Raw genomic sequence first — 25,281 nt, forward strand, 5'->3', positions numbered from 1 at the left:
AATTAAGCAATCCGTTTCAGGAAACCATCCGGTGCGACGGTAATCTGCAATTTATGTTGCATTGCCTGGTCAATCATCCATTCAGGGTGAGACTGCAGATAGGCATGAACGGCTGATTTAGGACTATTGCCCGGATGCCACGGACGATCATCAAACACATCTGCCGGCACGTCCTCGACAAACGTATCAAATACTACGCAATAGCTGTCTTTCGTTACCAGCGGTGCATATGCATTCAGTTCCGCCAGTACATGTTCATGGGTGTGATTAGAATCGAGAAACACCATGATTTTCTGTTTGCCTTCAGCCATTTTCTTTACCTGCGCGACGATATCCTCTGCCACACTGGACCCTTGCAACATCGTGATGCGCCGTGACATCGGATGCTGCAAAATCGCCTGCCGGTTATGTTCGCGGATATCGATATCGATGCCGATCACTTTTGCATCAGGATTACCGCCGCAGGCAGCGATCAGCTCCAGCATAGAGGCGGAGAAAATAATGGAGCCGCCATGTGCAATGCCGGTTTCGATTACCAGATCCGGCTGCACCTGCCACAACAATTCCTGCATCGCGATCATATCAATCGGATTCTGAATAATCGGGCGGCCCATCCAGGAAAAGTTATACACGTACTGCCGGCGCATGCTCTGCTCAAGCCAGTCGCGTGACTGTGCCTGAAACGCCTGATCCTGTCCAAGTTTCTCGATACGCTGCGCTCTTTCGAGTTCGAATTGTTGCGTCGGATTATTGGGATTCATGATTCCTCGTGATAGAAAGAAAAAAGAGCCGGCAAGTCTTTCTCCAGCCCGTGTTGGGCAACACCGAATTCGGTGAATAATTTGCAGGTATCAATCACCGGGAAAGTCAGTACAGGAGCATCCGCAATAAATTCGCACCCGACACCCTGTGCTTCAAGAAACCCGGCAATACTGGCGTGCGTCATATTGCTGCCGCTCGCCAGATTGTAAATGGACTGGCTGCCATTCAAGGCAATTAACGGTAAATAACGAACCACATCCTGCACGGAAATATAGTCTTTTTGCGATTGCCTGGCGCTGCGGAACAACACTCTTCCGGTTTTGGCCGATTCGCGCAATATCTCCGCCAGAAAATTCTGTGCGGGCATCTGTGTGCCATAGACGTTCGACAAACGGACAATGCGCACGGGGCGCTGACTCGCAAGGCACAGGCTCTCCCCCATTAATTTAGAAAGGTTGTACAGGTCGCCCGGCACATCAGAGCGCACATGCAGGGTTGCATTTTCACGGGTGCTTTCCGCTCCGGAATAAACGCGGGTGCTCGACAGGTAAGTCAGGCTGGTAAATGTACAGCACTGTAATACCTGCGACAACAGGCTGACATGCGCCTCCACTGTTGCAAATGGATGCTGGCGAAAATTGGCAGTCAAGCCCGCACAATAAAAGACATGACCAAGATCTTCTTGTTGCGGGATAGGATCATTTTTCCCGCAGACCCGATAGTGCCATCCGGCCTGGGTCAGTGCCGTCTGCAAATGTCTGCCGACAAAGCCATGGCCGCCGATCAGCGTTGCCTGCGGTGATGCACTCATTGCCGCATTCCGATCTGACGCAATGGATTCCCGGCATGAACTGTGTATGCCGCAATCTCGCCACGGACAATCGCGCCGGCCCCGATAACGCATCCCTGCCGCAAAATAGCGCCATCAAGAATGACGCAATTTGCGCCGATCCACACATCATCTTCAATCACGATGCCGCCTTTACCCGGCAAGAAACCTTGTTGATTAATACGACGACTTTTATCCTGATAGGCATGGTTCACGGGAGCAAAAGTGCAGTTGGCAGCAATCGCCACGTCGCTACCAATACGAATGCCATTGCCAGTGTATAAAACACAGCCGGAATTGATCACGGTACGTTCACCGATCAGAACGTCTCCACTGCCACCGGCAGGTTTAAACTTAACGAAGCTATCAACCGCTGAACCAGCACCGATCAGTATCCGGGTTCCCCGGACCGAATCCTCGATATCTGCTAAAGGAGATATTCTTGCTTCAGGATGAATTTCTATCATGCCATCGACCTTATCATCCGCACATTTTTATAACAATCGCATTTCCGGTATGGCCACCGCAAAACGCCCGCCCCAACTGCTGATCTCTTGCAGGTCATGCCGGATTTCAGCTTCCAGATTCCACGGCAAGATCAGCACCACATCTGGTTGTTCACGCATCAGATGTGCCAGGCTGACGATAGGAATCCTGCTGCCGGGCATATACTTGCCCTGTTTATGCGGATTGATATCCACCACATAAGGAAGCAGGTCTGGCCGGATACCCGCAAAATTCAGAAAGGTATTCCCTTTTGCCGCAGCACCATAGGCGGCGACTTTGCGCCCCTCGCGCCGGCATTGAAGCAAAAACTCCAGCAAGGCGAATTTAGCCTGTTCGGCCGCCGCCTGCGCTCTGATATAAAACGCTGTGGTAGTGACTCCGGCGTCCTGCTCACGGACCAGCATCCGGGCGACAGCTTCAGTGACGGGGTGATTTCCGGTATCACTGCGTTGCGCCAGCACCCGCAGACTGCCGCCATGTGTTGGCCATTCCTGGACATCAAACACCTGCAGCCCCTGACCTGCAAAAATATGCTGGACAGCATGCAGCGACAAATACGAATAATGCTCGTGATAGGCTGTATCAAACTGGTTTTGCTGAACCATATTTAGCAAATGCGGAAATTCGAAACTGGCAACGCCATGCGGCTTCAGAATAGTCCGGAACCCCGACACGAAATCATTAATATCCGGTACATGCGCCAGTACGTTGTTAGCGACCGTCAGATCAGCCATCATCCCTTGTTCTGCAAAAGTCTTTGCTAAAGACTGTCCAAAAAATTCCTCATGAATCGTGAGCCCAATGGCACGCGCAGCTCCCGCAGTGCTGGCGGTCGGCTCAACGCCGTAACAGGGAATGCCAGCCTGCTGCACATATTGCAGCAAATAACCATCATTGGCAGCGACTTCCAATACCCTGCTTCCGGAATTCAGATGGAATCTTGTCTGCATTTCCTGCACAAAGCGCCGGGCATGCGCCAGCCAGCTGGATGAGCAGGAACTGAAATATGCATAATCGGCGTCAAACAGATTTTCCCTGCCGGTAAAATCCAGCGTCTGCACCAGCCAGCAATGCTGGCAAACCATCAGTTTCAGCGGCAGCCAGATTTCTGCCTGCTGCAATGCTTCAGGGCGCAAATAAGCATTCGATGGCGGTGCGCTGCCCAGATCAAGAAAACCTGCCGTTAATGGTTGCTGACAATGGCGGCATTTCATATGCTGACTCCTGCAAAATCATCAGGCAGCCACGCCGTTGCGGCATCCTTCTCAGACTGCACAGTAAATGGCAGCGGCCAGCTGATCGCCAGACGCGGGTCAAGAACATGTATTCCGACTTCACTCTGAGGCACATAAGGCTGGCTGTGGCAGTAAAGCATTTCCACATCGTCCGTCAGAGTCTGAAATCCATGCGCAAAACCGGCCGGAATCAGATACGAACAGGCCTGCTTTGCAATCAGATGCACGGCGTGCCACTGCAAAAATGTCGGCGACCCTGCCCGCATGTCAACTGCCACATCCCAGACTTCACCACGCAGGCAGGTAATCAGCTTGTCCTCGGCATGAGGCGCCTTCTGCATGTGTAAGCCGCGGACGCTGCCCCGTTCGCGGGTCAGCGTATGGTTGATCTGGGCGACGGGATGATTCCAGCCAAACATCTGCAGATCTTCTGCGCAGAACAGGCGTTGCAGAAAGCCGCGGCTGTCCCCGAGTAGCTGACGCTGTATCAGATGCAACCCTTTCATCGGTGTTTCAATCAGTTCAAAGCGTTCTGTCATCATCACCTTTCGCCCTGATACCTGGAGAAAATATCCGTTAAAATCAGATACTCCCCCCGCGGAACAGGATAACTCCTCTATCGACCAGATAAATCCAGAGCTAAAAAATATACTCCCCCGGAGTATTTCCGAGCATCAATTTGTCTCATAAGCGTCCAGATCACGTGCACACAGTACGGCAGCGGGGATGCCCTGCTCAAAATCACGATACCAGTGCATGCTCCGGGCTATCGATTCCTGCAAATTCCAGCGTGCGTAAATCTGTAATTCATCCCGTGCCTTGCGAACATCCAGCGCCAGCAGGCCTGCTTCATGCGGCCCCTCTGCCTGGGTGGCAAACTCGGTCTGCCCACGGCCATACGTCTGCGCGGCGAACTGAATCACCTCGCGCACAGTGGCAGCACCATCCGGCCCAAAATTCCAGGCGCAGGCATAAGCAGGGTTTTGCGGCAGTAATTCCGCCAGGCACAAATACGCCGAAAGCGGCTCCAGCACATGCTGCCACGGACGCACCGCATCCGGCCGGCGGATATGCAGCACATTATTCTGCTGCCAGGCACGCACCGCATCCGGCAACAGCCGGTCGCATGACCAGTCCCCGCCGCCAATCACGTTTCCTGCACGCGCAACCGCCAGCGCAATGCCTTGTTCGCGTAAAAATGCGTCGCGGTAACTCGCAATCACCAGTTCAGAAGCGGCTTTGCTGGCACTGTAAGGATCATAGCCCCCCAGTTCTGCCGTTTCCGGGTAAGGTGTCATCTGCTCCAGATTTTTATACACTTTATCAGTGGTGATCAGCACGACCGCACTTATCGATGCCACACCGCGCATCGCTTCCAGTAAATTCGCGGTACCCATCACATTCGTCGCAAAAGTCTCCAGCGGATGCGCATACCCCGGACGTACCAATGCCTGCGCCGCCAGATGAAATACCACCTCCGGCTGAATCCGCTGCAACGCCTGCTTTAATAGCCCGGCATCCCGGATATCCAGATACCGGCTGTCAATCTGCGTCGCCAGCCCCAAAGCCTCCGACAAATTAGGTTGCCCCTCTGGTGGCAGCGCAATTCCGAAAACGTGTGCCCCCATTTTTTGCAACCAGTATGCAAGCCAGGCACCTTTGAAACCGGTATGTCCGGTCAGCAGCACGCGCCGTCCCCGCCAGTGAACCGGATCTGGTCGGCGCGGCGCAGATCTCACCATTTTTTCCATGGCGCTTTTCCGCTCTGCCATAAATCTTCCAGCAGATTTTTTTCTCGCAGCGTGTCCATCGGCTGCCAGAATCCGCTGTGTTCATACGCCATCAGCTGTCCTTGCCCGGCAAGGCCATTGAGCGGCTCCGCCTCCCAGCTGACGCTGTCATTTTCAATGCGGTTCAGTACATTAGGCGACAAAACAAAATAGCCGCCATTAATCCAGCCGCCGTCGCCGCGCGGTTTCTCAATAAATCCGGCAACCTGGCTCCCCTCACGTTCGAGCGCACCGTAGCGGCCAGGCGGCAAGACTGCCGTCACCGTGGCATCCTTGCCATGCTGGCGGTGAAATGCAATAGAAGCAGCGATATCCACATCAGACACACCATCGCCATAGGTAAAACAAAATGCCTCGTCATTTTCAATATAACGGGATACGCGCTTGAGGCGACCGCCCGTCATAGTGTCCTCGCCGGTGTCCACCAGCGTCACCTTCCACGGTTCCGCGTGGCGTTCGTGCACTTCCATGCGGTTATGCTGCATATCGAAAGTCACATCCGACATATGCAGAAAATAGTTGGCAAAGTACTCCTTAATCATGTAGCCCTTATAGCCGCAACAGATCACAAACTCATTCACACCATGTGCGGAATAAGACTTCATGATGTGCCACAGAATCGGGTGCCCACCGATTTCTATCATTGGCTTTGGGCGCAAATGGGTTTCTTCAGAGATACGCGTTCCCAGACCACCGGCCAGAATCACTGCTTTCATGCCTGCTGTCCTTTGCAATAGATTTCCCACATCTGGCGATAGGCAGCTTCAACCGAACGTGCAAAAGCAGGTTCATTCATCACCAGGGATTGCTCCAGTTCCTGCCTGAGATTTTGCCGAATGTGTTTCAAACCGGGCAAGTCATGCGCCAGAATAACGCATTTCTGCGCGTATTCTTCCTCACTGTAAGCGATCCATTCCGGATGACCGGCGCCGGTCAGAATGGATGCGCCCAGTCTGCCGACAGAAGGTCTTCCCGCTAAGGTAATAAAAGGAACACCCATATAAAGAGACTCAATCAGCGTCATGCCTGAGTTATGTGGAAAACAGTCCAGGCTGATGTCAATATTGCGCAGCACATCCCATGGCGGAGTATGGAAACCAATATCAAGCCTGTCCCTCTGGATTCCATAGGCGGCAAAGCGAGACGCCATTTCCTCGCAGATTTGAGGGTCTTTAAAGTCACCGCTATCAATAATCAGTCTGGCCGTTGGCATCGCATCCAGAATTGCAGCCCAAATCCGGATCACCTTATGGTTAATCCGGATCGACCGGGATAAGCATCCAAAGGTCACGTACCCGTTACGCTCAGCCGGCAGCTGACCGGCTTCCCCCATAGAATTGACGCCAAAAGGACGATAAACAAAGAACGGGCCATCTAAAGGCCACAGTTTTTCAGAAAATAACTGGGCGCAATCCTCCGTGATCCCGGCATGGTCCGTCAGATAATAGTCAATCGCCGTTAACCCTGTGGTGTACCCAAAATCCAGCCAATGCAGAGATACTGGCGCAGGTTTGCGGGCCATGACCAGCAGCCGGTTATCACTCGTATGTCCGGCAACATCGATCAACACATCAATGCCGTCAGCCCGTATCCGCTCAACCATCTCATCATCACTCATGGCATTCGTGACAATCCAGTGATCCACCGCATTCCGGTACAAAGCGGTGTATTCATCATCCCTGACGGAATTGGAATAAGCATAAATTTCTACGTTGTCATGATTGTGATTTTCTATTAACGGCAATAGAAAATGTTTGCAGACATGGTTGTAAAAAGACTGACTGACGTAACCAATTTTCAGTTTTCTGGATAAAGACTGATCGTTCAAAAAAGGGCGCCAATGATCTCTGTAAGGCAAGCCATTTTTGACGTTATAGTCCTGATACACGCTATAAATCAGCTCTGCACTCAGATCAGGCTGGTAATTCAGGCAAAACAGCAAACTCGTATAAACCGCAGAATTAAACGACGTATTTCTCAGGTTCTGGTAAGACAAAGCTCGTATGTATGCCTCAATTGCCTCATCGATACGGCTGGCATCTCTTAGGGCGTTACCATATACCAGCCAGACCTCCTGAATATCGGGATGCTGATTCAATGCCGTTTCACATGCGGCAATTGCATCCTGTAATTGCCCCAGCAAACGAAACGCTTCTGCCCGGTTTGCATAGACCGGCAGCAATTGCGGGTTTAAATTTAATGCCCGGTCATAACAATCAATCGCATCCCGATATCGCTGAACCTGCGAATAGGCGACTCCCAGGTTTGCAATTAATTCTGCATAATCAGGTGCGATTTTTAAGGCATGCTCATAAATTTTGATCGCATCCGTCACGCGCCCTGCATATCGGTAAGCATTCCCCAGGTTATTACATGCCGGAACCAGATCAGGCTGAATCTGCAGCGCCTGCTCCAGATAATCGATTGCCGCACCATAGCAGGACATGGAAATCAGGACATTACCAAGATTAGACATCACATGCTTATTATTAGGCATCATTGCCAATGCCCGCTCCAGTGCCTGCCGCGCCTCGTCAAATCTGCCTAACTCAATATAGCTAATCCCCAGTAAATTCCACGCTTGTCCATCCGCCGAACGGCTTTGCGTCAACCAGGAAGCGGCTTCCAGCATCATCGAAAATTGGCGCTGACGGTGGAAATGATTGATCATTTCATGATAAGCCGCTTTAAATTCGGCCTGATACGGGGCAAGCTTTAACATTTTCTGCCCATAATCAATGGCATTTTGCGCATCTTCTTGCAAGAGAGCTATTTTTTGCATCACAAAAAATAAGTCGGGTTTATTCTGTGAATGCAACAACCGCTCCCCCAAAGACTTTGCAGCATCCAGATTTCCGGCATTCAGCAACGCCAGAACATCTTTAGCACCCTTGATTTGCCCTGCATTCATCTTTGCCATCATGCATCCCTTGCAAAAAAATATTCACCCAGCCTCATTCTAATAGGCAATAAGCAAAGTCAAGCATTAAAAAAAGCTGTAAAAATGCCCTAAATCACCCCTCAAGTTTTTAAAAAACCCGCCGATGAGCGGAATGACATTCAAAACTTGAGGAAAATATTTAATATTTATTTGCGGCAATTTCCTAAAAGTTTTTCCGAGACGTCCGTTACCCAAAACAACGGCGGTGCAACAGTCATCAAGACAGACCAAAGTTTGAGGCTCAAACGCCGAATTGAATAACTCTGAAGGAGAATTAACATGGCTTCATACATTAATACCAATATTGCATCTCTGAATGCTCAGCGCAATCTGAACATGTCTCAAGCTTCTTTGCAGACTTCGATGCAGCGCTTGTCCTCTGGTCTGCGTATCAACAGCGCAAAAGACGATTCCGCAGGTCTGGCAATTTCTCAGCGTATGACTTCGCAGATCGGTGGTCTGGATCAGGCTGTCCGTAATGCAAACGACGGTATCTCGCTGGCGCAGACAGCTGAAGGTGCATTGTCCCAGGTTACAGCCAACTTGCAGCGTATCCGTACACTGGCCGTGCAATCTGCCAACGCCAGTAACAGCGCTTCTGACCGCGCCGCGCTGAACAACGAAGCCAATCAGCTGGTTTCTGAAATTAACCGTGTCGCCAGCTCCACTAACTTTAACGGTGTGAATCTGCTGGATGGCTCCTTTACTTCCCAGGCATTCCAGGTGGGCGCAAACAGCACCGCCAACGACAGCATTTCCATCAGCAGCATTGCCAGCGCCAAAGCGAGCTCTCTGGGTGTAGGTTCCAGCTCAAGCTATTCGACAACCGTTACCGGTGCAACGATTACAAGCGGTGCGGCACTGACTGCCGGTGGTCTGACCATCAATGGTTTCAACGTCGGCGCAACTGCTGTCGACGGCGTATCCAGCACCAGTGCAGACGGTAGCGCGCTTGCCAAAGCCAATGCGATCAATGCAATTACTGGCTCCACTGGCGTGACAGCAACTGTGAATGCCACAACCACATCCAACTTCACCACAACATCAGCCGGTGGTGCAGTCAGCTTCTCGCTGAACGGCGTGAACATCTCGACAACGCTGACCGGTAACTCTGCGGTTGCTTCAACAGAAATGGCTGCCGCAATTAATGCCGTCAGCGCACAGACTGGCGTGACTGCGACCGCGAATGCTTCCACAGGTACTTACTCCCTGACTGCAACGGATGGCCGTAACGTGACACTGTCGGCAGCGTCTGGTGCTGGCTCTACCGCATCCGGCGTGTCTTCTGGCACAACTTTCGGCTCGATCACCCTGAATTCGACCAGCTCCACTGGCATCACTCTCGGTGGCACTCAGGCAACAGCGGCAATCATTGGTGCAGCAGCAGGTTATAATTCTGCTACAGCTACAGTGGGCGCAGGTGTTTCATCGCTGAATCTGTCAACAGCAGCGGGAGCACAGGCGGCGCTTTCAACGATTGATGCGGCGATCCAGCAGATCTCCACATCACGTGCATCTCTGGGTGCGTATCAAAACCGCTTCTCGTCTGCTGTCGTCAGCTTGCAAACTACTTCTGAAAACCTGACTGCTTCCCGCAGCCGTATTCAGGATGCAGACTTCGCGGCAGAAACAGCAAACATGACCCGTGCACAGGTCTTGCAGCAGGCTGGTACAGCAATTCTGGCGCAGGCTAACTCAGCACCAAACGGCGTTCTGGCGCTGTTGCGTTAATCACTGGGAATTTAACCCAATGATGTAATGTAGAAATCCCCCGGTCATGTTGGCCGGGGGCTATTCATTCAAGGGTATAGATCATGGATATCCGACAAATTGGAAGCGCTCCTCTTGCGCAACCATTCACAGACAGAGTCAGCAATACTGATGCTGCAAATCCCGAACATCTGACCACAATCCAAAACAACGGATTAATCACACCAGTCACTGCCGCCAGCAAAGCCACTGATATCAATGCCGTGGATAAGGCTGTGGCGGACATTAATAAAGTGATCCAGTCTTTATCGCAGAATTTACAGTTCAGCGTCGACAAAGATAGCAAGCGTGTCGTTGTTAAAGTGATTGATCAGCAAACCAATCAGGTTTTACGGCAAATTCCGAGTGAAGAAGCTCTTGAAATATCCAAATCTCTGGATAAATTGCAAGGATTACTGATCAGACAGCAAGTCTGATCCGTCGGGACTTTTTATAAATAGCCTATAAAAACCCTTCTGATAGCCGAATTGAAGTCGACTTTGGTTTGCTACAGTAACGGTTATGAAAGGAGAATGTAGTGGCTACCATACAATCAGCCGGTATCGGCTCTGGCCTGGATGTAAATAGCATTGTCAGCAAGCTAATGGCTATTGAAAGTCAGCCATTGCTGGATATTGCAAAAAAACAAGCCAGCTATCAGGCAAATCTGACTGCATTTGGCAGCCTGTCGGGTGCATTGAGCGCATTGCAGACTTCCCTTTCCGGATTAAACAGCCTTTCAACCTACAAAACACTGAACGCGACTTCGTCTGATACCACTGTCGCCACAGCGACTGGCAGCAGCATCGCAACGGCTGGCACATACAGCCTGAATGTCACTCAACTTGCACAGGCACAGACCATTTCAAGCGCCGGTCAGGTCAGCACAACAAACACAATTGGCACCGGTGCAGCGACAACCCTGAGCTTTCAGTTCGGAACCATTACAGGCACAGCAACCAACGGTACATATACAGGGGCAACGTTCCAGCAAGATGCGACTCAGGCCACGGGCACAGTCACCATTAACAGTTCAAATAATTCATTGCAAGGCATTCGTGATGCGATTAACAATGCCAATGTTGGCGTTCAGGCATCGATCGTTGGCGACGGAAGCGCCACACCTTATCATCTGGTGCTGAACTCCACCAAGACTGGCGTGACCTCCAGCATGAAAATCTCTGTGACCGGGGATGCCACACTGCAAAATTTATTGGCTTACGACCCTGCAGGCGTACAGAACTTAAAAGAACTCAAAAACGGGCAAAATGCCAGCTTAACTTTGAATGGCCTCGCTGTTACCAGTACCAGCAACACGGTTTCGAACGCAATTCAGGGCGTTAGCGTTAATTTATCGAAAATTGGCACTGCCAGCATTACCCTGGCAGCCAATACTGCTGCCGTACAAAGCGGGATTAATGGCTTCGTTACGGCATACAACAGCCTTAACACGACATTATCAACCCTGACCGCATACAATCCGGCAACAAAAGTTGGCGGACCGTTATTGGGTGACTCAACCACCCAGAGCATACAAAACCAGATCCGCAATGCCCTCTCCGGCGCAGTCAACGGCCTTGGCGGAGGGCTGATCAATCTCGAACAGGTTGGCGTCACCTTCCAAAAAGACGGTACATTAAGCGTTGACTCAACGAAGTTGCAAAATGCATTGAATACCAATTTCGGGGATGTTGCCGGTCTTTTCGCGGCGGCTGGCAAGGCAACCGATAGTCTGGTCAGCTTTGTCGGCTCAACCACCAAAACAACCGCCGGAAATTATGCGGTCAACGTTACCCAGGTTGCAACCCAGGGCTTGTTAACCGGAAATCAGAATCTGAATGCAGCTCCGGTAACAATCGCGGCAGGAACCAGTATTAACGTTACCCTGGATGGGACCACTGCAGCAGTAAACCTGACAGCCGGCACATATACCGCATCCGCATTGGCATCCTTAATTCAGTCATCCATCAATGGCAATACCACACTTTCCGGATTAGGCCTTTCTGTCACTGCATCGATTGATGCAAGCGGTTTTCTGAATTTGCAATCAGCGAGCTATGGCAGTAATTCGAGTGTCAGCATTGCCAATAACACAGGCACAACGATATCCAACTTCACAGGAACCGTCACCAGTGGCGTTAACGGCAAGAATGTCGCAGGGACGATCAACGGGATAGGCGCCACAGGTATTGGTCAAATCCTGACAGGTGCAACTGGTACCGGAGTCGAGGGCCTGCAAATTCTGGTGAATGGTGGTGCAACGGGCGCAAGGGGAAACATCAATTTCTCTCAGGGCTATGCGTATAAACTGAACACTGCAATAACCGGTTTTCTGGGCACATCCGGTGCAATCAACAATGCAACTGATGGTATCAACAGCACACTCAAAGATTTGCAAAATCAGACAACGGTGATCAATCAACGTTTAGTGACAAAACAAGCGCTCTACCAAAGGCAATTCTCTGCACTGGATACAGTGATTGCCAACCTGAACAGTACGCAAAGTTTTCTCACGCAGCAAATCAATGTTCTCAATGGCCTCTCTAATAAATAAGAGAAATTAAAGGAATCGTTATGTTTGGCTCATCACAATCCGGCGTCAATGCTTACCAGAAAATTGGAGTGGAAACTGGCGTCCTTGCAGCATCCCCACATAAACTGATTGTGATGCTGTTTGAGGGAGCAATTGTCGCGATTGGAAATGCTCGTCAGCAAATGCAAAATGGTGAAATTGCCAATAAAGGACGCTCTATTTCCAAAGCCATTTCCATTATCGAAAACGGCCTGCGTGCCAGTCTGAACAAACAGATCGGCGGTGAAATTGCAATCAACCTCGATAACCTCTATGAGTACATGAGCCGGCAACTTTTATTAGCCAATCTGAATAATGAAGAAAATACTCTGGCAGATGTCCAGAAACTGCTAACAGATTTAAAAGATGCCTGGGAAGCTATCGCCCCGCCCCCTGTGATTGTACAAGAACCTCAAAAAACAGGTTACGACCAATTACAACCACGACCAACTCACGCATTTGAGGCTTGATCCATGATGGAAAGTTTGGAAATTATTCACTTGTATGAAAATGTCGCCGTCATTACAGATCAGATGCTGCAGGCGGCACGTGAGCGGGATTGGGAATTATTAACGCAGCTGGAAACCCGCTGTACGACAACCGTGCAGAAAATCCGCGACAGCGAGCAACCTGCACCGTTAACTGCAGAACTCAAAGAACGTAAAATCAGCGTCATCAAAAAAATCTTGGCTGATGACCGGGAAATCCGGGATATTACAGAGCCCTGGATGGCAGAACTCGCCGAACTGATGAAGAATTCCAGCGTGACACAAAAGCTGAACCGTACTTATGGGGCCAGCCCGGCCTGAAATATATGCCCTACCGCCTCGATAATGCACTCAGGCCTAATATCAATATCGAGGCACCTGCTGCCATACAAGGGCTAGCGCCCATCAAACAAGAAGTTGCCTCCAAACTGGCGCAACTCGTGGTGGGACAGCAATTGACCGGGAAAATTCTGTCGCAGGCGTCCCCGGGGACGTTCAATATCAATCTTGCTGGCGCGAACATTCAGCTGTCTCTGCCCGACGGACTCAGAGAAGGTGATCTTGTTCAATTACGGGTTCTCAGCAATCAGCCACAGTTGACGTTTGCCCTGGAGAGCAAAGCCTCGCCCCCTTCACAACTCACGACACCTGCAACACTGAACGCAGCAGAAAATCTCTCTGTACCAGAGAAGTTGAGTGCATCAACAAGCATTCAGTCCGGCAGTCTTCATCCATCCACATTACCTAGCGCCCAATTTGCCACGGGCAGCAGCGTGATCGCTCTCAGCGACATCAGCAAACTCATCAACCTGATTGATCAGCAAAAAAATCCACTATTACAACAAAATGGAATTATTGCAAAAACACCTGTTTTAAATTCCCCGGATGATTTAAAGTCAATTAGCAAGACAGCACATCTTTTACAACAGCAAATCACGCGCAGCGGTTTATTCTATGAATCACACCTTACTGAATGGGCTGAAGGAAAAAGAAACCTGAATGATCTCCAACTCGAACCGCAATCGCAGCTCAACACCTTATCCGCAGAACAAACCGCGAATACTAATGCCATCAGCAGCAATAAAGAATTGACGCAACTGATACAACAACAGCTTCATACGTTGGAAAATCAGTCGGTTCAGTGGCATGGAGAAATTTTTCCAGGTCAAGTCATGGACTGGGTTATTAAAAGAGACAATCCGCACCAGGCAAAATATGGTTCTCAAGAAGAGCCCCTCCCTCAATGGAGTAGTGTCGTGCAGTTTAATCTGCCTGTACTGGGCGCAGTATCAGCAACGATTACGCTCCGCGGACAACACATCAATTTTGCGTTACAAGCAGAAAGTCCTGAAACTGCACATTTATTGACCCAGCACACCACCGATCTGGCATCTTCAATGAGCGCGGCAGGTGCGGTTGTTGATGGCATTCAGATCAAACGATGATGAATAACCCTCCTGATAAAAATGCCGTTGCCATTGCATATCAAAGTGGCGATAACGCTCCCCGCGTCGTTGCCAAGGGGAAAGGCCTGATTGCAGATGAAATCATTATGCGGGCCAAAGAACATGGCGTTCATGTACATGAATCCAGGGAACTGGTCTCTTTGCTAATGAAAGTCGATCTGGACACCCATATTCCACCCGCACTCTATCTCGCAGTTGCAGAACTACTCGCTTGGCTTTACCATATAGAAAATGAAAAGTCTGCAACAGATCGTAACCAGCACTCTGCGCAGCAAACTTCATCCATGAGATATACCGGTAAATAAAAGTCAATCATTAACATGCAAGCAACTCCTACACTCGGCACAGAAAATCAAAGCCCATTTCAGGTTGATTCACGCCGGGAAATTATCTCGTTGTTACGCGGATTAAAAGACCACAATCAATTAATCAGCATGCTGATTCACGAAGGAGCTGAAGTATTTATTACGTCCATTCTTGAAGTTGATGACGCAAATAATCTGGTCATTGTAGATAGCGCCCCCGGTTCACTGGCAAACCAGAAAATTATTGATGCGCAACGCGTATCCTTTGAAGGCTTATTGGACAAAATCGGTATTCAATTCTCAACGACAGGGATTGAAAGTACTGATTTTGAAAACAGACCGGCTCTTCAGTTTCATATTCCTCCCAGCCTGATCCGCTTGCAGCGCAGGGAATATTACCGTATCAACACGCCACTTTCGATACCGATCAAAGTAAGCTTTCCAGTCGAATTCGATGGCGGTATAGAAACCTTAAAATTAACACTGGTGGATATCAGTTGTGGCGGCATTGCTGTACTGGATGAAAAAAAGGTTCTCGATTGCAGTGTAGGTAAAACTTACGACCACTGTAAAGTGGATTTACCAACCATTGGTCTGGTCGATGTTTCTTTGCAAATCAGAAATTTCCAGGAGCTGGTGCTATTAAACGGCAAAACAAACCGCCGGGTAGGTTGCCAGTTCATTAATTTATCAAACTCGGTACTCGCAAGTATTCAGCGCTACATTATGAAACTGGAGCGTGAGCGAAATTCGAAAATGACAGGCATACGCTAAAGGCAGCAGCGCTGCCTCCTGCTTGATCCGCTATATCTGCATATTCATAATGTCGTGATAGGCAGACACCAGTTTATTTCTGACCTGAACCGCTGTCTGAAAAGAGATATTCGCCTTTTGCATGGATATCATCACATCCGACAGACTCACCTTATCATCCCCCATCGCAAATTGCTGCCCTAACTGCTGCGAATTCATCTGCACCTGATTCACCTGATCAAGCGACGCTTTAAGCGCATCCGCAAAATCAACTTTTGGCGGCGCAACCGAGCCGACCTGCTCCGCGCCATCCGACACACGCTTCAGTCCCGATCCGGCTTCCATTCTGGCAGCCGCGGCACTCAATTGCGCGACCATCGCGTCAATTCTGGTGCGATCTATTCCGTTAATCATTGATAGTCCTTCGCCATGATTCATGCCATCACAATAGCACTGTGGCAAACAGGCATTTCTCCGAGCAAAAGGGGAAAACTGCATTTACTCTCTGAATTGAATTTGCTAATACAGTACAAAATAGGCATTAAGGAAAAAACCAACTCCATTCAGAAATAACACTATGCAATCTTTTTACTTAGCACTGACCTCAGACAGGGTGAACTATGGCAACCGCTGAAAACGTCATCACCGGAACGGAAGGGGCAGAGATTCCCAGACTGTTTGGCCTGCCGCAAACACCGGGCATACGCACAGCCATGCTCTCCGCCGGTGCGGCACTGATCGTTGCCATCATGGTGGGAATCTGGCTCTGGAGCCAGCAACCGGATTACAAAGTCCTGTTCTCTAATTTCAACGACCGCGACGGCGGCGCTATCGTTGCATCACTGCAGCAGATGAATGTGCCTTATAAGTATTCAGATACCGGCAATGCAATTCTGGTTCCAGAAAATCAGGTTCACGACGCCAGATTAAAGCTGGCGGCGCAAGGTTTACCTAAGGGGGGAAATGTCGGTTTTGAATTAATGGAAAACCAAAAATTGGGGATTTCCCAATTTCTTGAACAGGTCAACTTCCAGCGTGCACTGGAAGGTGAACTGGCACGCTCCATTCAGGCGGTTTCTGCAGTCCAGTCTGCCCGCGTACATCTGGCGATTCCTAAATCCTCCGTATTCATCCGGGAACAGCAAAAACCGACTGCCTCAGTTTTATTGAATTTATACCCAGGTCGCATACTCGATACGCAGCAGGTCAGCGCAATCCTGCATCTGGTGGCCAGCAGCGTTCCTGAGCTGACCACGAAGAATGTCTCCATCGTTGACCAGAATGGCAACCTGCTATCAGAAACCAGCCGACAGGCCGGCAGCAATAATCTTGATCCCTCACAGCTGAAATACGTGCAGGATTTTCAACAGAATATCGTCAAACGCATTGAGTCGATCATTTCACCGATTGTCGGTCCCAATAATGTCCGGGCAGAAGCAACTGCCGATATCGACTTTTCCAGAAGTGAACAGGCAGCAGAAAGCTATCGCCCCAATTCACCACCGGAAGCCTCGACGATACGCAGTCAGCAGTCAAGTGAGAGCTACAATAAAAACAATGCCCAGTCCGGCATTCCCGGTTCGCTGACGAACCAGCCTCCGGTGCCGGTAACAGCACCAATCGTCGCTAGCGGCACCGCCGCCTCTGCGTCGGCAGCCAATACCGGATTAGTTCAAAAAGATTCCACCATCAACTATGAAGTCGATAAAACTATCCGCTACACCCAACAAAATATGGGGGGTGTCAAACGTCTTTCCGTTGCCGTTGTCGTCAACTATAAAACTGAAACCGATAAATCCGGTAAGGTTACTACCCGTCCTCTGACCGATATTGAAAAAAACCAGATTACTGATCTTGCCCGAGAAGCGATGGGGTTCAACAAGGATCGCGGCGATACCCTGAACGTTGTCAACAGCCCCTTTGCTGGTCCGGAAAAAGAAACTATAGTGGAGTTACCACTGTGGAAACAGCCTGAAACCATACAGTTAGCGAAAGAAATCGGTAAATATTTACTGATCGCAGCAATCCTTGGATATCTGTTTTTTGGCTATCTCAAACCCCTGTTGTACAAGATCATGGGGAAAGATGCAGAAGCTGAGAAAGCCAAAGCTGAAGAAGCGGAAAGACTGGCCGCAGCGGAACGCGCAATGGAGGAAAAAGAGGATGATGCCGCCATCGTGGAACTCTCCGGTGAGCATGAACCACACCTCAGAAATGGCACCAGCTATGAAATGAATCTCGAAATGGCCAGAGATCTGGCAAAAGAAGATCCGAGAATCGTTGCGAACGTAATCAAAAAATGGATAAACAATGAGTGACGAAGGCATACAAAAAGCGGCAACCTTCATGTTAACGCTGGGGGAAGACGGCGCCGCTGAGGTCATGAAATTTCTGGGCCCGCGGGAGGTACAGAAAATTGGCGCAGCCATGGCAACAATCGGCGCGATTCCCCATGAAAAAATTGCGAAAGTCCTGGAAGAATTTAAAGCAGAGGCCGATATCAATTCGTCCGTCGGGCTCGACTCGGACGAATACATCCGCAATGTGCTGACCAAAGCTTTAGGTGACGACAAAGCCTCTTCATTACTGAATCGCATACTCGGCGGCAAGGATGCCAGTGGCATTGAGAGCCTGAAGTGGATGGACTCCCCTTCCGTGGCCGATCTGATTAAAAATGAACACCCACAGATCATTGCCACGATTCTGGTGCATCTTGAAAGCGATCAGGCCTGCGAGATATTGAATAACTTCTCCGAACGTCTGCGCAACGATGTTGTTTTGCGTATCGCCACACTGGATGGTATCCAGCCAACGGCGCTCAGGGAATTAAACGATGTCCTGACCAAACTGCTGACCGGCAATGAAAGCCTGAAGAAAAAATCTATCGGCGGCGTCCGCGCTGCGGCTGAAATCCTGAACTTCATGAGCGGTGAAAATGAAGCGTCCGTCATGGATAATCTGCGTAAATATGATGGCGACATGGCAGAAAAAATCATGGATGAAATGTTCGTCTTCGACAACATCATGGAAATTGACGACAAGGGTATTCAGCTCTTACTGCGGGAAGTACAGTCAGATTCACTGATTATTGCGCTCAAAGGTGCCAACCAGGACATGCGTGAAAAAATCTTCAAAAATATGTCGCAACGTGCTGCAGAGATGATGCGCGAAGATCTTGATTCCAAAGGCCCTGTCCGGCTCTCGGAAGTAGAAGCGCAGCAGAAACAGATCTTGATGATTGTGCGTCGCCTGGCAGATGAAGGACAAATCATGCTCGGCGCCAAAGGTGAAGATGCTTATGTCTGATGCCCTTCAGAAACGCGATATGTCCGCTTATCAGCGCTGGGAAATGGCGTCGTTTGGAGAAACACGTCCGAGCCGCCTCAAAGAAATGACACCACCGCCACCGGTCTCTATTGTCGTACCGGCCATATCAGAAGCAGAGGCACGCCAGATCAGGGAAAATGCGCACCAGGAAGGGTATGCCCAAGGTTATCAGGAAGCCTATGAGCGTGGCTTGCGGGAGGGCCAGGAAGCCGGTCTGACCGAAGCTCAGGAAAGCATGCATCCGGACATTCAGAGTCTGCATGAACTCGCAGTCAATTTTTCTGCTGCAGTTCAGCATGTGGGGAAAAATACCGGCAAAGAATTGCTGGCACTGGCGATCAATCTGGCAGAAAACATCATTAAGATAAAAATTGAAGATGATGAGTCTGTGATTCTCCCCATCGTGGAGGACGCTATCTCCCAGCTGACAACTGTTACCTTGCCGGCGCAGATATTTTTACATCCGGCAGATGCCGCGATCGTCAGAAACGCCATCGGGGAATCTCTGCAGTCGAATGGCTGGCGCATCACTGAAGATACCCAGTTGAAGCGCGGTGACTGCCGTTTGGAGACGGCTCAGAATATCATCGATGCCAGCGTAGAAACCCGTTGGTCCAAACTCATCTCCGCCATGCGGTCACGAACGCTCTGAGCATGCGTATGGAATCAACACTCACAGAATCCTGGAAAACGCTGCTGACGGAAAGCAAAGAGCGCAGTCAGCATGCCGAGAGCGTGTCGACTGCTGGCCGCGTCACCAAGGTCACAGGTCTTGTGATGGAGGCAGTCGGTCTGCGCCTGCCAGTTGGCAGTGCCTGCTCGATTCATTTACAGAGCGGTGGAAAAATTGATGCAGAAGTAGTTGGTTTTGACGGAGAGCGATTATTTCTGATGCCGCATAGTGATCTGGAGGGCGTCACTCCGGGAGCTCCGGTTTACCCTGCAGAAATGCCAATGCAAACCCCGTTACCAGGACAACACCGGCGCCTGGCAGATCGCAGCCGCCGTTTGCCTGTCGGTTATCAGTTGCTGGGACGTGTTTTAGACGGTAATGGCCGGCCACTCGATACATTGGGTGCCTTGCACACTGACGAATCCGCTTCGCTGGGTGCCCGCATCTACAATCCGCTTGAACGGGCACCCATTGTCGACACGCTGGATGTCGGCGTCCGGGCCATCAATAGTATGCTGAGTGTAGGAAGAGGACAGCGCCTGGGTCTGTTTGCCGGATCTGGCGTTGGTAAGAGCGTCTTGCTTGGCATGATGGCCAGATACACCACAGCAGAGATCATCGTCGTTGGCCTGATTGGTGAACGGGGCCGCGAGGTAAAGGAATTCATCGAGCAGATACTTGGGCAGGAAGGTCTGGTCCGCTCTGTGGTGGTGGCTGCTCCTGCGGATTCCCCGCCACTGATGCGCTTGCAAGGTGCCACCTACGCCACGACGATTGCTGAATATTTCCGCGATAAGGGACACAATGTACTGCTGATTATGGATTCACTGACACGTTATGCGATGGCGCAGCGTGAAATTGCATTGGCGATCGGTGAACCCCCGGCAACAAAAGGATATCCGCCGTCCGTATTTGCCAAATTGCCTGCTCTGGTCGAGCGTGCCGGTAACGGCAAAGAAGGCGGTGGCTCAATTACCGCCTTTTACACGGTGTTAACCGAGGGCGATGACCAGCAGGATCCGATTGCGGATTCTGCCCGTGCCATTCTGGATGGCCACATCGTACTGAACAGGACACTGGCAGAAAGTGGTCACTACCCGGCAATTGATATTGAGCAGTCGATCAGCCGTGCAATGCACAGCATTACTACCCCAGAACACCAGCAACTCGCCAGAAAACTGAAGCAACTGTATTCACGCTATGAACGCAGCCGTGACCTGATCAGTGTTGGTGCGTATGCTCCCGGCAGCGATCCTTTACTGGATGAGGCAATCCGCCTGCACCCTCAGATCATTTCCTTTTTACAACAAGACATTCTGCAAAAATGCACCATATCCGAGAGCTTGGCCGGACTTCGGGCTCTATTCCAGGTTTAGAAATGATCCGTCCCGACTATACTTACTATAAATGGCTAAACATTCTGCAATCAGCACGCTCATCGAAATAGCGGAACGGGAAACCGACGATGCGGCAAAACGTCTCGGGAAAGCGATTAAGCATCATGAAGAAACCATCAGTAAATTAAATTTATTGATGCAGTACCGGGATGATTACGACGCGAAATTTCAGCAAGCGGCAAGAGCAGGAATCAGCGCAAGCCAGTACGCAAACTTTCTCGGCTTTCTAACCAAACTGGATCACGCAGTGGATGGACAGAAACAAGTCATCCGGGATGCGGAACATAAAGTCAATGCAGCAAAGACAGACTGGCAGGCATACGAGAAAAAGCGGCTTTCCTATAACACCTTGGATGAACGGGCAAAAATTGCACAGCAGCGCAAAGAATTGAAATCCGATCAAAAACAGACCGATGATTTTGCTGCACGTAACCATTTTTACAAATCACAGTCGTAACATCTGATCACAGAGCAAACGGAATAAGCGGAATATTTTATGCAACCAGTCAATATCATCACTATGTCTTCACCCGTGAACGCCTCGGGTCAGACAGCAAAAAATATGTCCGGCAACAGTGCTGACGGCACCTTTAATGCCTTGCTGCATAGAGAGATTTCCGGCAATCAAGCGGCCAGCAATATTCCCGCGCCGTCACCGGCCAATCAGGTTGCTGAGAATGCGTCTGCCGAGGAAAGTAACGATGCATCTCAGAAAACAGATACGACTGCGCCCCCAACGACAAGGATATCCTCCGGTACCGATCAGCCCCAAGTAAAGAAAAAAGCAAAAGCGGATCAGGATGATGACAAAAGTTCTGACGGCATTCAAAAAGATAGCAAACCCGATCAGTTAATTCAATTTTTCGGGGCGCTATCTGCACTGCCGAAAGCAGATCAATCCACCGCGGTTGCTGATAAAAATCAAACTGATGCCAATGCCGATGCCTCTCTTTCCGTATCAACCGGCCTCAGCACACAATCATCGGATGCCACGCTGCTTCAGCCTGCAACCACTCAGCAGCCTGATCCTGCCGCGCTCCAGGCAAGCTCATCTCAAAAATCTGATGTTGTCACAACGGATCTGAAAAAAATTTCGGTAACGGATCATTTGCCACGCGAATTCACTGCGTCTGACGCTGGCATTGAGGGCATCAAGGGAAAGAAGGAGGTTGGCAAGAAAGATATCATCACACCCTCAGATGTATCGAAAGCCATTACCACCGCAGCTGACGCAAAACTCCAGAAAACCGAAGCCCGGGGAGAACCGGCAACAGCTATCTCTGCCACCAAGGACAATGTGAAGTCCAGCGACAGCACTGGCAACTTCATCGATCATCTGATTCTCAAACAGTCTGAGGAAAAGCTGAACACTACAGTACCATCTCCTTATCTGCAGCAGGCGAATGTGATTCAGACTGCGACAATGACAGGAGTGGTGAGCAGTAATCAGATCACGCCCAATCTGAATTCTCCTATGTGGGATAAAGCGGTCGGGCAAAAAGTCATCTGGATGGTTGGTGAAAGCATGCAGTCAGCTGAGCTGACACTGAATCCACCCGACCTCGGACCACTGCAGATTGTTCTGAACGTGACGAATGATCAGGCAAATGCCACCTTCGTTTCAGCACACCCTGATGTCAGGGATGCACTTGAAGCTTCTTTGCCAAAATTACGGCAGATGATGAACGATGCCGGGGTACAGCTTTCCAATTTCTCAGTCCAGTCCGGAGCCGCCCATCAGGATCAAGCCGGCAGAGAATACCGGTCGCAGTCATCCCATCAGTCAGCCGGGGCAAGACACAGCAATACGCCAGCGATTGACAATGACGTGGCAATTCAAGCCACTACCGTCAGGATGATCACCCGTATCGGCGAGGTCGACACTTTTGCTTAAATTGCTTAAAGTTTCAGGCACTGGAAAAATCACTGTTCAAACAGGTAAAATGAGCGCAAGGCTAAAATTTGCATGCGCTTGCAAATCAGTAGGTGTTTGAAGATAACGGCAACACAATTGAAAAGGTGAACCTGATTTCCCTCTCTTTTCCTCAGTTATCAATCGCTTGTTTCATGGATAATGTAGAAAATCGTGGCTGAAGCAGCCCCTGGAGAAAAAGATATGGCGAAAAAACCTGCCCAAGCAGCCCCTGACAACGGTGAAGCAGCACCTGCTGGAAAATCAAAGAAAAAATTAATCATTATTATTGCCGCTGCAATTGTATTGCTGGCGGGCATAGGTGGTGGTGCCGCATTTTTTCTGTCCAAAAAGAATTCGGCGTCAAAAGACAAAGAGCATAAATCTGAGCCGGCAAAAGCACCGGTTTTTCTACCGATGGAACCTTTTACGGTCAATTTACAGTCGGACGGCGGGGATAAATACTTGCAGGTGACGATGACTTTGCAAGTCGAAAGCGATGAGCAATCCACCATCATCAAGGCCAACATGCCGCAGGTCAGAAGTCGTTTGCTGTTGCTGCTTTCCAGCAAAGAAGCAGGTGAAATTATTTCCACAGAAGGCAAAGACAAGTTGGTAGAAGAAATTATTGAAAAAATCAATCAACCTTTTTCTCCGAAAGGTGAACCACAAAAGGTCACTGGCGTTTTCTTTACATCTTTTGTCGTTCAATAAACCATGTCCGATAATTTTCTCTCCCAGGAAGAAGTCGATGCGCTATTAAAAGGCGTTACGGGAGATCAGGATGATTCGCAATCCCAGGAAGACACTTCCGGGGTTCGTCCTTACAATCTTGCTACTCAGGAGCGGATTGTCCGTGGGCGCATGCCTACGCTGGAAATTATCAATGAACGTTTTGCCCGTCTGTTGCGGATCGGGCTTTTTAATTTTTTACGCCGCAGTGCCGAAGTCTCCGTCGGAACGGTCAGAGTCTCAAAATACAGTGAATTCATCCGCAACCTGGTCGTGCCGACCAATCTGAATCTGGTTCACATGAAGCCGCTGCGCGGCACCTCATTGATTGTTCTGGACCCCGGACTGGTATTCCTATTGGTGGATAATCTGTTTGGTGGCGACGGCAGATTTCATACCCGTGTGGAAGGTCGAGACTTCACGCAAACCGAACAGCGCATCATTCATCGTATTCTGGAAATCGTTTTTGAGACCTATTCCAAGTCCTGGGAACCGGTTTACCCGATTGAATTCGAGTACATCCGTTCGGAAATGAATACGCAATTCGCAAATATTGCAACGCCAAATGAAGTCGTCGTATCCACCACATTCACCATTGAATTAGGCCCGGTCAGCGGGGAAATGCATATTTGCATGCCCTACTCCACCATTGAACCAATCAGGGACATTCTCACCAGCAGCCTGCAAGGTGAGACCCTGGAAGTCGACCGCCGCTGGGTACGTCTGATGACGCAACAGATTCAGATTGCCGAAATCGAAATCGTTGCCGATTTGGGTACAACCCGTGTCACACTGGGCGATATATTGAATATGAAAGTCGGTGATATTGTACCGATCAATATTCCTGAAATTATTTCAGCGAAAGTAGATGGTACGCCTGTTATGGAATGCAAATATGGTGTATTCAATGGTCAATATTCATTGCGCGTGGAAAAACTGATCAGTTCCAGCGTGCAGGAAGTCGCACAGGGAGAAAACAATGGATGAAAATTCAGAAATGCCAATCAGCGAGGATGATTGGGGTGCAGCGATTGCCGAGCAGGAAAAAGCAGAGGCCGCTGCCGCGGCAGCAAGCAATACAAAAAACGAACCTGCAGCAAGTCCGGCCATTTTTAAAGAATTCAGCGGCCGGGGAAGTACGACCGAAACACATAATGATATCGATTTCATTCTGGATATTCCGGTTCAACTGACGGTTGAGCTGGGCAGAACGAAAATTGCGATTAAGAACCTGCTGCAACTTGCGCAAGGTTCTGTCGTGGAGCTTGATGGTCTTGCGGGTGAACCTATGGATGTGCTCGTGAATGGCTGCCTGATTGCTCAAGGTGAGGTGGTGGTCGTGAACGATAAATTCGGTATTCGCCTGACCGATATCGTGACGCCGGCAGAACGTATTCGCAAGCTGAACAAATGACTAGGTTTTTCGGATATTCCCTTCTCTTTATCCTGGCAACGGCTGGCAGCAATGCTGCAGCTGAAACACCGGCAGTCACTCCGGCAACTGGCTTTTTACAGATACTACTGGCCTTATTCTTTATTCTGGCACTGATTTTCAGCGGAGTCTGGCTATTAAAACGCTTTAGCCCTGCGATCGCCGCAAACAGAATTCCACTCAAAGTATTGGGAAATCTGAGTGTCGGCAATAAAGAGCGCATCATGATTATCGAAGCCGGCGACCAGTGGCTGATTGTCGGCGTCACCGCGAACAATATTCAAACCTTAGGTACTTTACCCAAACAGGAAAGCCTTCTGTCAGCAGGAACTGCTGACTCCTCCACTTTTCAGGACTGGCTCAGACACACACTTGAAAAGAAAAAATCTGCAACTGCGGATCATTAACCCG

At 49.9% G+C, this 25,281-nt stretch carries 27 protein-coding genes; 18 read left to right on the top strand and 9 right to left on the bottom strand.

Features of this window, described 5'->3' with window-relative positions; translation table 11 throughout:
* Positions 1–2: 2 nt before the first annotated feature.
* The 8 genes from H8K27_RS12620 to H8K27_RS12655 all read right to left on the bottom strand — a co-directional run bounded on the left by H8K27_RS12620 (position 3) and on the right by H8K27_RS12655 (position 8,034).
* Positions 3–761: a cephalosporin hydroxylase family protein gene (locus H8K27_RS12620; protein ID WP_186863547.1), complete on the bottom strand. Its 759-nt coding sequence runs from the start codon at positions 759–761 to the stop codon at positions 3–5.
* Positions 758–1,573, bottom strand: coding sequence for an NAD-dependent epimerase/dehydratase family protein (locus H8K27_RS12625; RefSeq protein ID WP_186863548.1), 816 nt, complete (start codon positions 1,571–1,573; stop codon positions 758–760). Before H8K27_RS12625 ends, H8K27_RS12620 begins: the two co-directional genes overlap by 4 nt.
* Positions 1,570–2,058, bottom strand: coding sequence for an acyltransferase (locus H8K27_RS12630; RefSeq protein WP_186863549.1), 489 nt, complete (start codon positions 2,056–2,058; stop codon positions 1,570–1,572). Before H8K27_RS12630 ends, H8K27_RS12625 begins: the two co-directional genes overlap by 4 nt.
* 27 nt (positions 2,059–2,085) lie before the next feature.
* Complete coding sequence (locus H8K27_RS12635; RefSeq protein WP_186863550.1) at positions 2,086–3,312, bottom strand: class I SAM-dependent methyltransferase; 1,227 nt, start codon at positions 3,310–3,312, stop codon at positions 2,086–2,088.
* Positions 3,309–3,875 carry a dTDP-4-dehydrorhamnose 3,5-epimerase family protein gene (locus H8K27_RS12640; RefSeq protein ID WP_329604396.1) on the bottom strand — a complete coding sequence of 189 codons (567 nt, stop codon included), beginning with the start codon at positions 3,873–3,875 and terminating at the stop codon, positions 3,309–3,311. Before H8K27_RS12640 ends, H8K27_RS12635 begins: the two co-directional genes overlap by 4 nt.
* A 132-nt stretch (positions 3,876–4,007) precedes the next feature.
* Positions 4,008–5,084: a CDP-glucose 4,6-dehydratase gene (gene rfbG / locus H8K27_RS12645; protein ID WP_186863551.1), complete on the bottom strand. Its 1,077-nt coding sequence runs from the start codon at positions 5,082–5,084 to the stop codon at positions 4,008–4,010.
* Entirely contained in the window at positions 5,069–5,839 is a 771-nt protein-coding gene (rfbF, locus tag H8K27_RS12650; protein WP_186863552.1) for a glucose-1-phosphate cytidylyltransferase, read from the bottom strand. The genes rfbG and rfbF overlap by 16 nt, the downstream gene beginning before the upstream one ends.
* Positions 5,836–8,034: an O-linked N-acetylglucosamine transferase, SPINDLY family protein gene (locus H8K27_RS12655; protein WP_186863553.1), complete on the bottom strand. Its 2,199-nt coding sequence runs from the start codon at positions 8,032–8,034 to the stop codon at positions 5,836–5,838. The genes rfbF and H8K27_RS12655 overlap by 4 nt, the downstream gene beginning before the upstream one ends.
* Positions 8,035–8,343: 309 nt before the next feature.
* On the opposite strand from H8K27_RS12655, the gene H8K27_RS12660 reads away from it, so the two are divergent.
* The 8 genes from H8K27_RS12660 (at position 8,344) to H8K27_RS12695 (ending at position 15,418) form a co-directional block, all read left to right on the top strand.
* Entirely contained in the window at positions 8,344–9,795 is a 1,452-nt protein-coding gene (locus H8K27_RS12660) for a flagellin N-terminal helical domain-containing protein (protein WP_186863554.1), read from the top strand.
* An 83-nt stretch (positions 9,796–9,878) separates the two neighbouring features.
* The gene (locus tag H8K27_RS12665; RefSeq protein ID WP_186863555.1) at positions 9,879–10,250 is read left to right on the top strand and encodes a flagellar protein FlaG; all 372 of its coding nucleotides are present in this window, start codon (positions 9,879–9,881) and stop codon (positions 10,248–10,250) included.
* 101 nt (positions 10,251–10,351) lie between these two features.
* Positions 10,352–12,367: a flagellar filament capping protein FliD gene (fliD, locus tag H8K27_RS12670; protein ID WP_329604397.1), complete on the top strand. Its 2,016-nt coding sequence runs from the start codon at positions 10,352–10,354 to the stop codon at positions 12,365–12,367.
* Positions 12,368–12,387: 20 nt separating this feature from the next.
* Positions 12,388–12,855 carry a flagellar export chaperone FliS gene (gene fliS, locus H8K27_RS12675; protein ID WP_186863556.1) on the top strand — a complete coding sequence of 156 codons (468 nt, stop codon included), beginning with the start codon at positions 12,388–12,390 and terminating at the stop codon, positions 12,853–12,855.
* Positions 12,856–12,858: 3 nt separating this feature from the next.
* Positions 12,859–13,194 carry a flagellar protein FliT gene (locus tag H8K27_RS12680; protein WP_230419279.1) on the top strand — a complete coding sequence of 112 codons (336 nt, stop codon included), beginning with the start codon at positions 12,859–12,861 and terminating at the stop codon, positions 13,192–13,194.
* 5 nt (positions 13,195–13,199) lie between these two features.
* The gene (gene fliK, locus H8K27_RS12685; protein WP_186863557.1) at positions 13,200–14,318 is read left to right on the top strand and encodes a flagellar hook-length control protein FliK; all 1,119 of its coding nucleotides are present in this window, start codon (positions 13,200–13,202) and stop codon (positions 14,316–14,318) included.
* Positions 14,318–14,644 (top strand): EscU/YscU/HrcU family type III secretion system export apparatus switch protein, encoded by a 327-nt coding sequence (locus tag H8K27_RS12690; protein WP_186863774.1) that lies wholly within the window; start codon positions 14,318–14,320, stop codon positions 14,642–14,644. Before fliK ends, H8K27_RS12690 begins: the two co-directional genes overlap by 1 nt.
* Positions 14,645–14,659: 15 nt before the next feature.
* Positions 14,660–15,418, top strand: a complete 759-nt coding sequence (locus tag H8K27_RS12695; protein WP_186863558.1) for a flagellar brake protein — start codon at positions 14,660–14,662, stop codon at positions 15,416–15,418.
* A gap of 30 nt (positions 15,419–15,448) precedes the next feature.
* Here the strand turns inward: H8K27_RS12695 and fliE are convergent, their stop codons facing one another.
* Positions 15,449–15,811: a flagellar hook-basal body complex protein FliE gene (gene fliE / locus H8K27_RS12700; RefSeq protein WP_186863559.1), complete on the bottom strand. Its 363-nt coding sequence runs from the start codon at positions 15,809–15,811 to the stop codon at positions 15,449–15,451.
* 206 nt (positions 15,812–16,017) lie between these two features.
* On the opposite strand from fliE, the gene fliF reads away from it, so the two are divergent.
* The 10 genes from fliF to fliO all read left to right on the top strand — a co-directional run bounded on the left by fliF (position 16,018) and on the right by fliO (position 25,277).
* On the top strand, positions 16,018–17,715 hold the full coding sequence (gene fliF / locus H8K27_RS12705; RefSeq protein ID WP_186863560.1) for a flagellar basal-body MS-ring/collar protein FliF: 1,698 nt from the start codon (positions 16,018–16,020) through the stop codon (positions 17,713–17,715).
* Entirely contained in the window at positions 17,708–18,703 is a 996-nt protein-coding gene (gene fliG / locus H8K27_RS12710; protein ID WP_186863561.1) for a flagellar motor switch protein FliG, read from the top strand. The genes fliF and fliG overlap by 8 nt, the downstream gene beginning before the upstream one ends.
* Positions 18,696–19,376: a flagellar assembly protein FliH gene (locus tag H8K27_RS12715; protein ID WP_186863562.1), complete on the top strand. Its 681-nt coding sequence runs from the start codon at positions 18,696–18,698 to the stop codon at positions 19,374–19,376. The genes fliG and H8K27_RS12715 overlap by 8 nt, the downstream gene beginning before the upstream one ends.
* A 2-nt stretch (positions 19,377–19,378) precedes the next feature.
* Positions 19,379–20,773, top strand: a complete 1,395-nt coding sequence (fliI, locus tag H8K27_RS12720; RefSeq protein WP_408058451.1) for a flagellar protein export ATPase FliI — start codon at positions 19,379–19,381, stop codon at positions 20,771–20,773.
* 31 nt (positions 20,774–20,804) lie between these two features.
* On the top strand, positions 20,805–21,251 hold the full coding sequence (gene fliJ / locus H8K27_RS12725; RefSeq protein WP_186863564.1) for a flagellar export protein FliJ: 447 nt from the start codon (positions 20,805–20,807) through the stop codon (positions 21,249–21,251).
* Between the two features lie 39 nt (positions 21,252–21,290).
* The gene (locus H8K27_RS12730; RefSeq protein ID WP_186863565.1) at positions 21,291–22,688 is read left to right on the top strand and encodes a flagellar hook-length control protein FliK; all 1,398 of its coding nucleotides are present in this window, start codon (positions 21,291–21,293) and stop codon (positions 22,686–22,688) included.
* A 222-nt stretch (positions 22,689–22,910) separates the two neighbouring features.
* Positions 22,911–23,420 carry a flagellar basal body-associated protein FliL gene (gene fliL / locus H8K27_RS12735; RefSeq protein WP_186863775.1) on the top strand — a complete coding sequence of 170 codons (510 nt, stop codon included), beginning with the start codon at positions 22,911–22,913 and terminating at the stop codon, positions 23,418–23,420.
* Between the two features lie 3 nt (positions 23,421–23,423).
* Positions 23,424–24,425, top strand: a complete 1,002-nt coding sequence (gene fliM / locus H8K27_RS12740; RefSeq protein ID WP_186863566.1) for a flagellar motor switch protein FliM — start codon at positions 23,424–23,426, stop codon at positions 24,423–24,425.
* Entirely contained in the window at positions 24,418–24,852 is a 435-nt protein-coding gene (gene fliN, locus H8K27_RS12745; RefSeq protein WP_186863567.1) for a flagellar motor switch protein FliN, read from the top strand. The genes fliM and fliN overlap by 8 nt, the downstream gene beginning before the upstream one ends.
* Positions 24,849–25,277 carry a flagellar biosynthetic protein FliO gene (gene fliO / locus H8K27_RS12750; RefSeq protein WP_186863568.1) on the top strand — a complete coding sequence of 143 codons (429 nt, stop codon included), beginning with the start codon at positions 24,849–24,851 and terminating at the stop codon, positions 25,275–25,277. Before fliN ends, fliO begins: the two co-directional genes overlap by 4 nt.
* Positions 25,278–25,281: the final 4 nt, after the last annotated feature.

Origin of the sequence: Cognatundibacterium griseum, from assembly GCF_014284195.1 — a bacterium.
Classification (GTDB): Bacteria; Pseudomonadota; Gammaproteobacteria; order Burkholderiales; family Burkholderiaceae_D; genus Undibacterium; species Undibacterium griseum.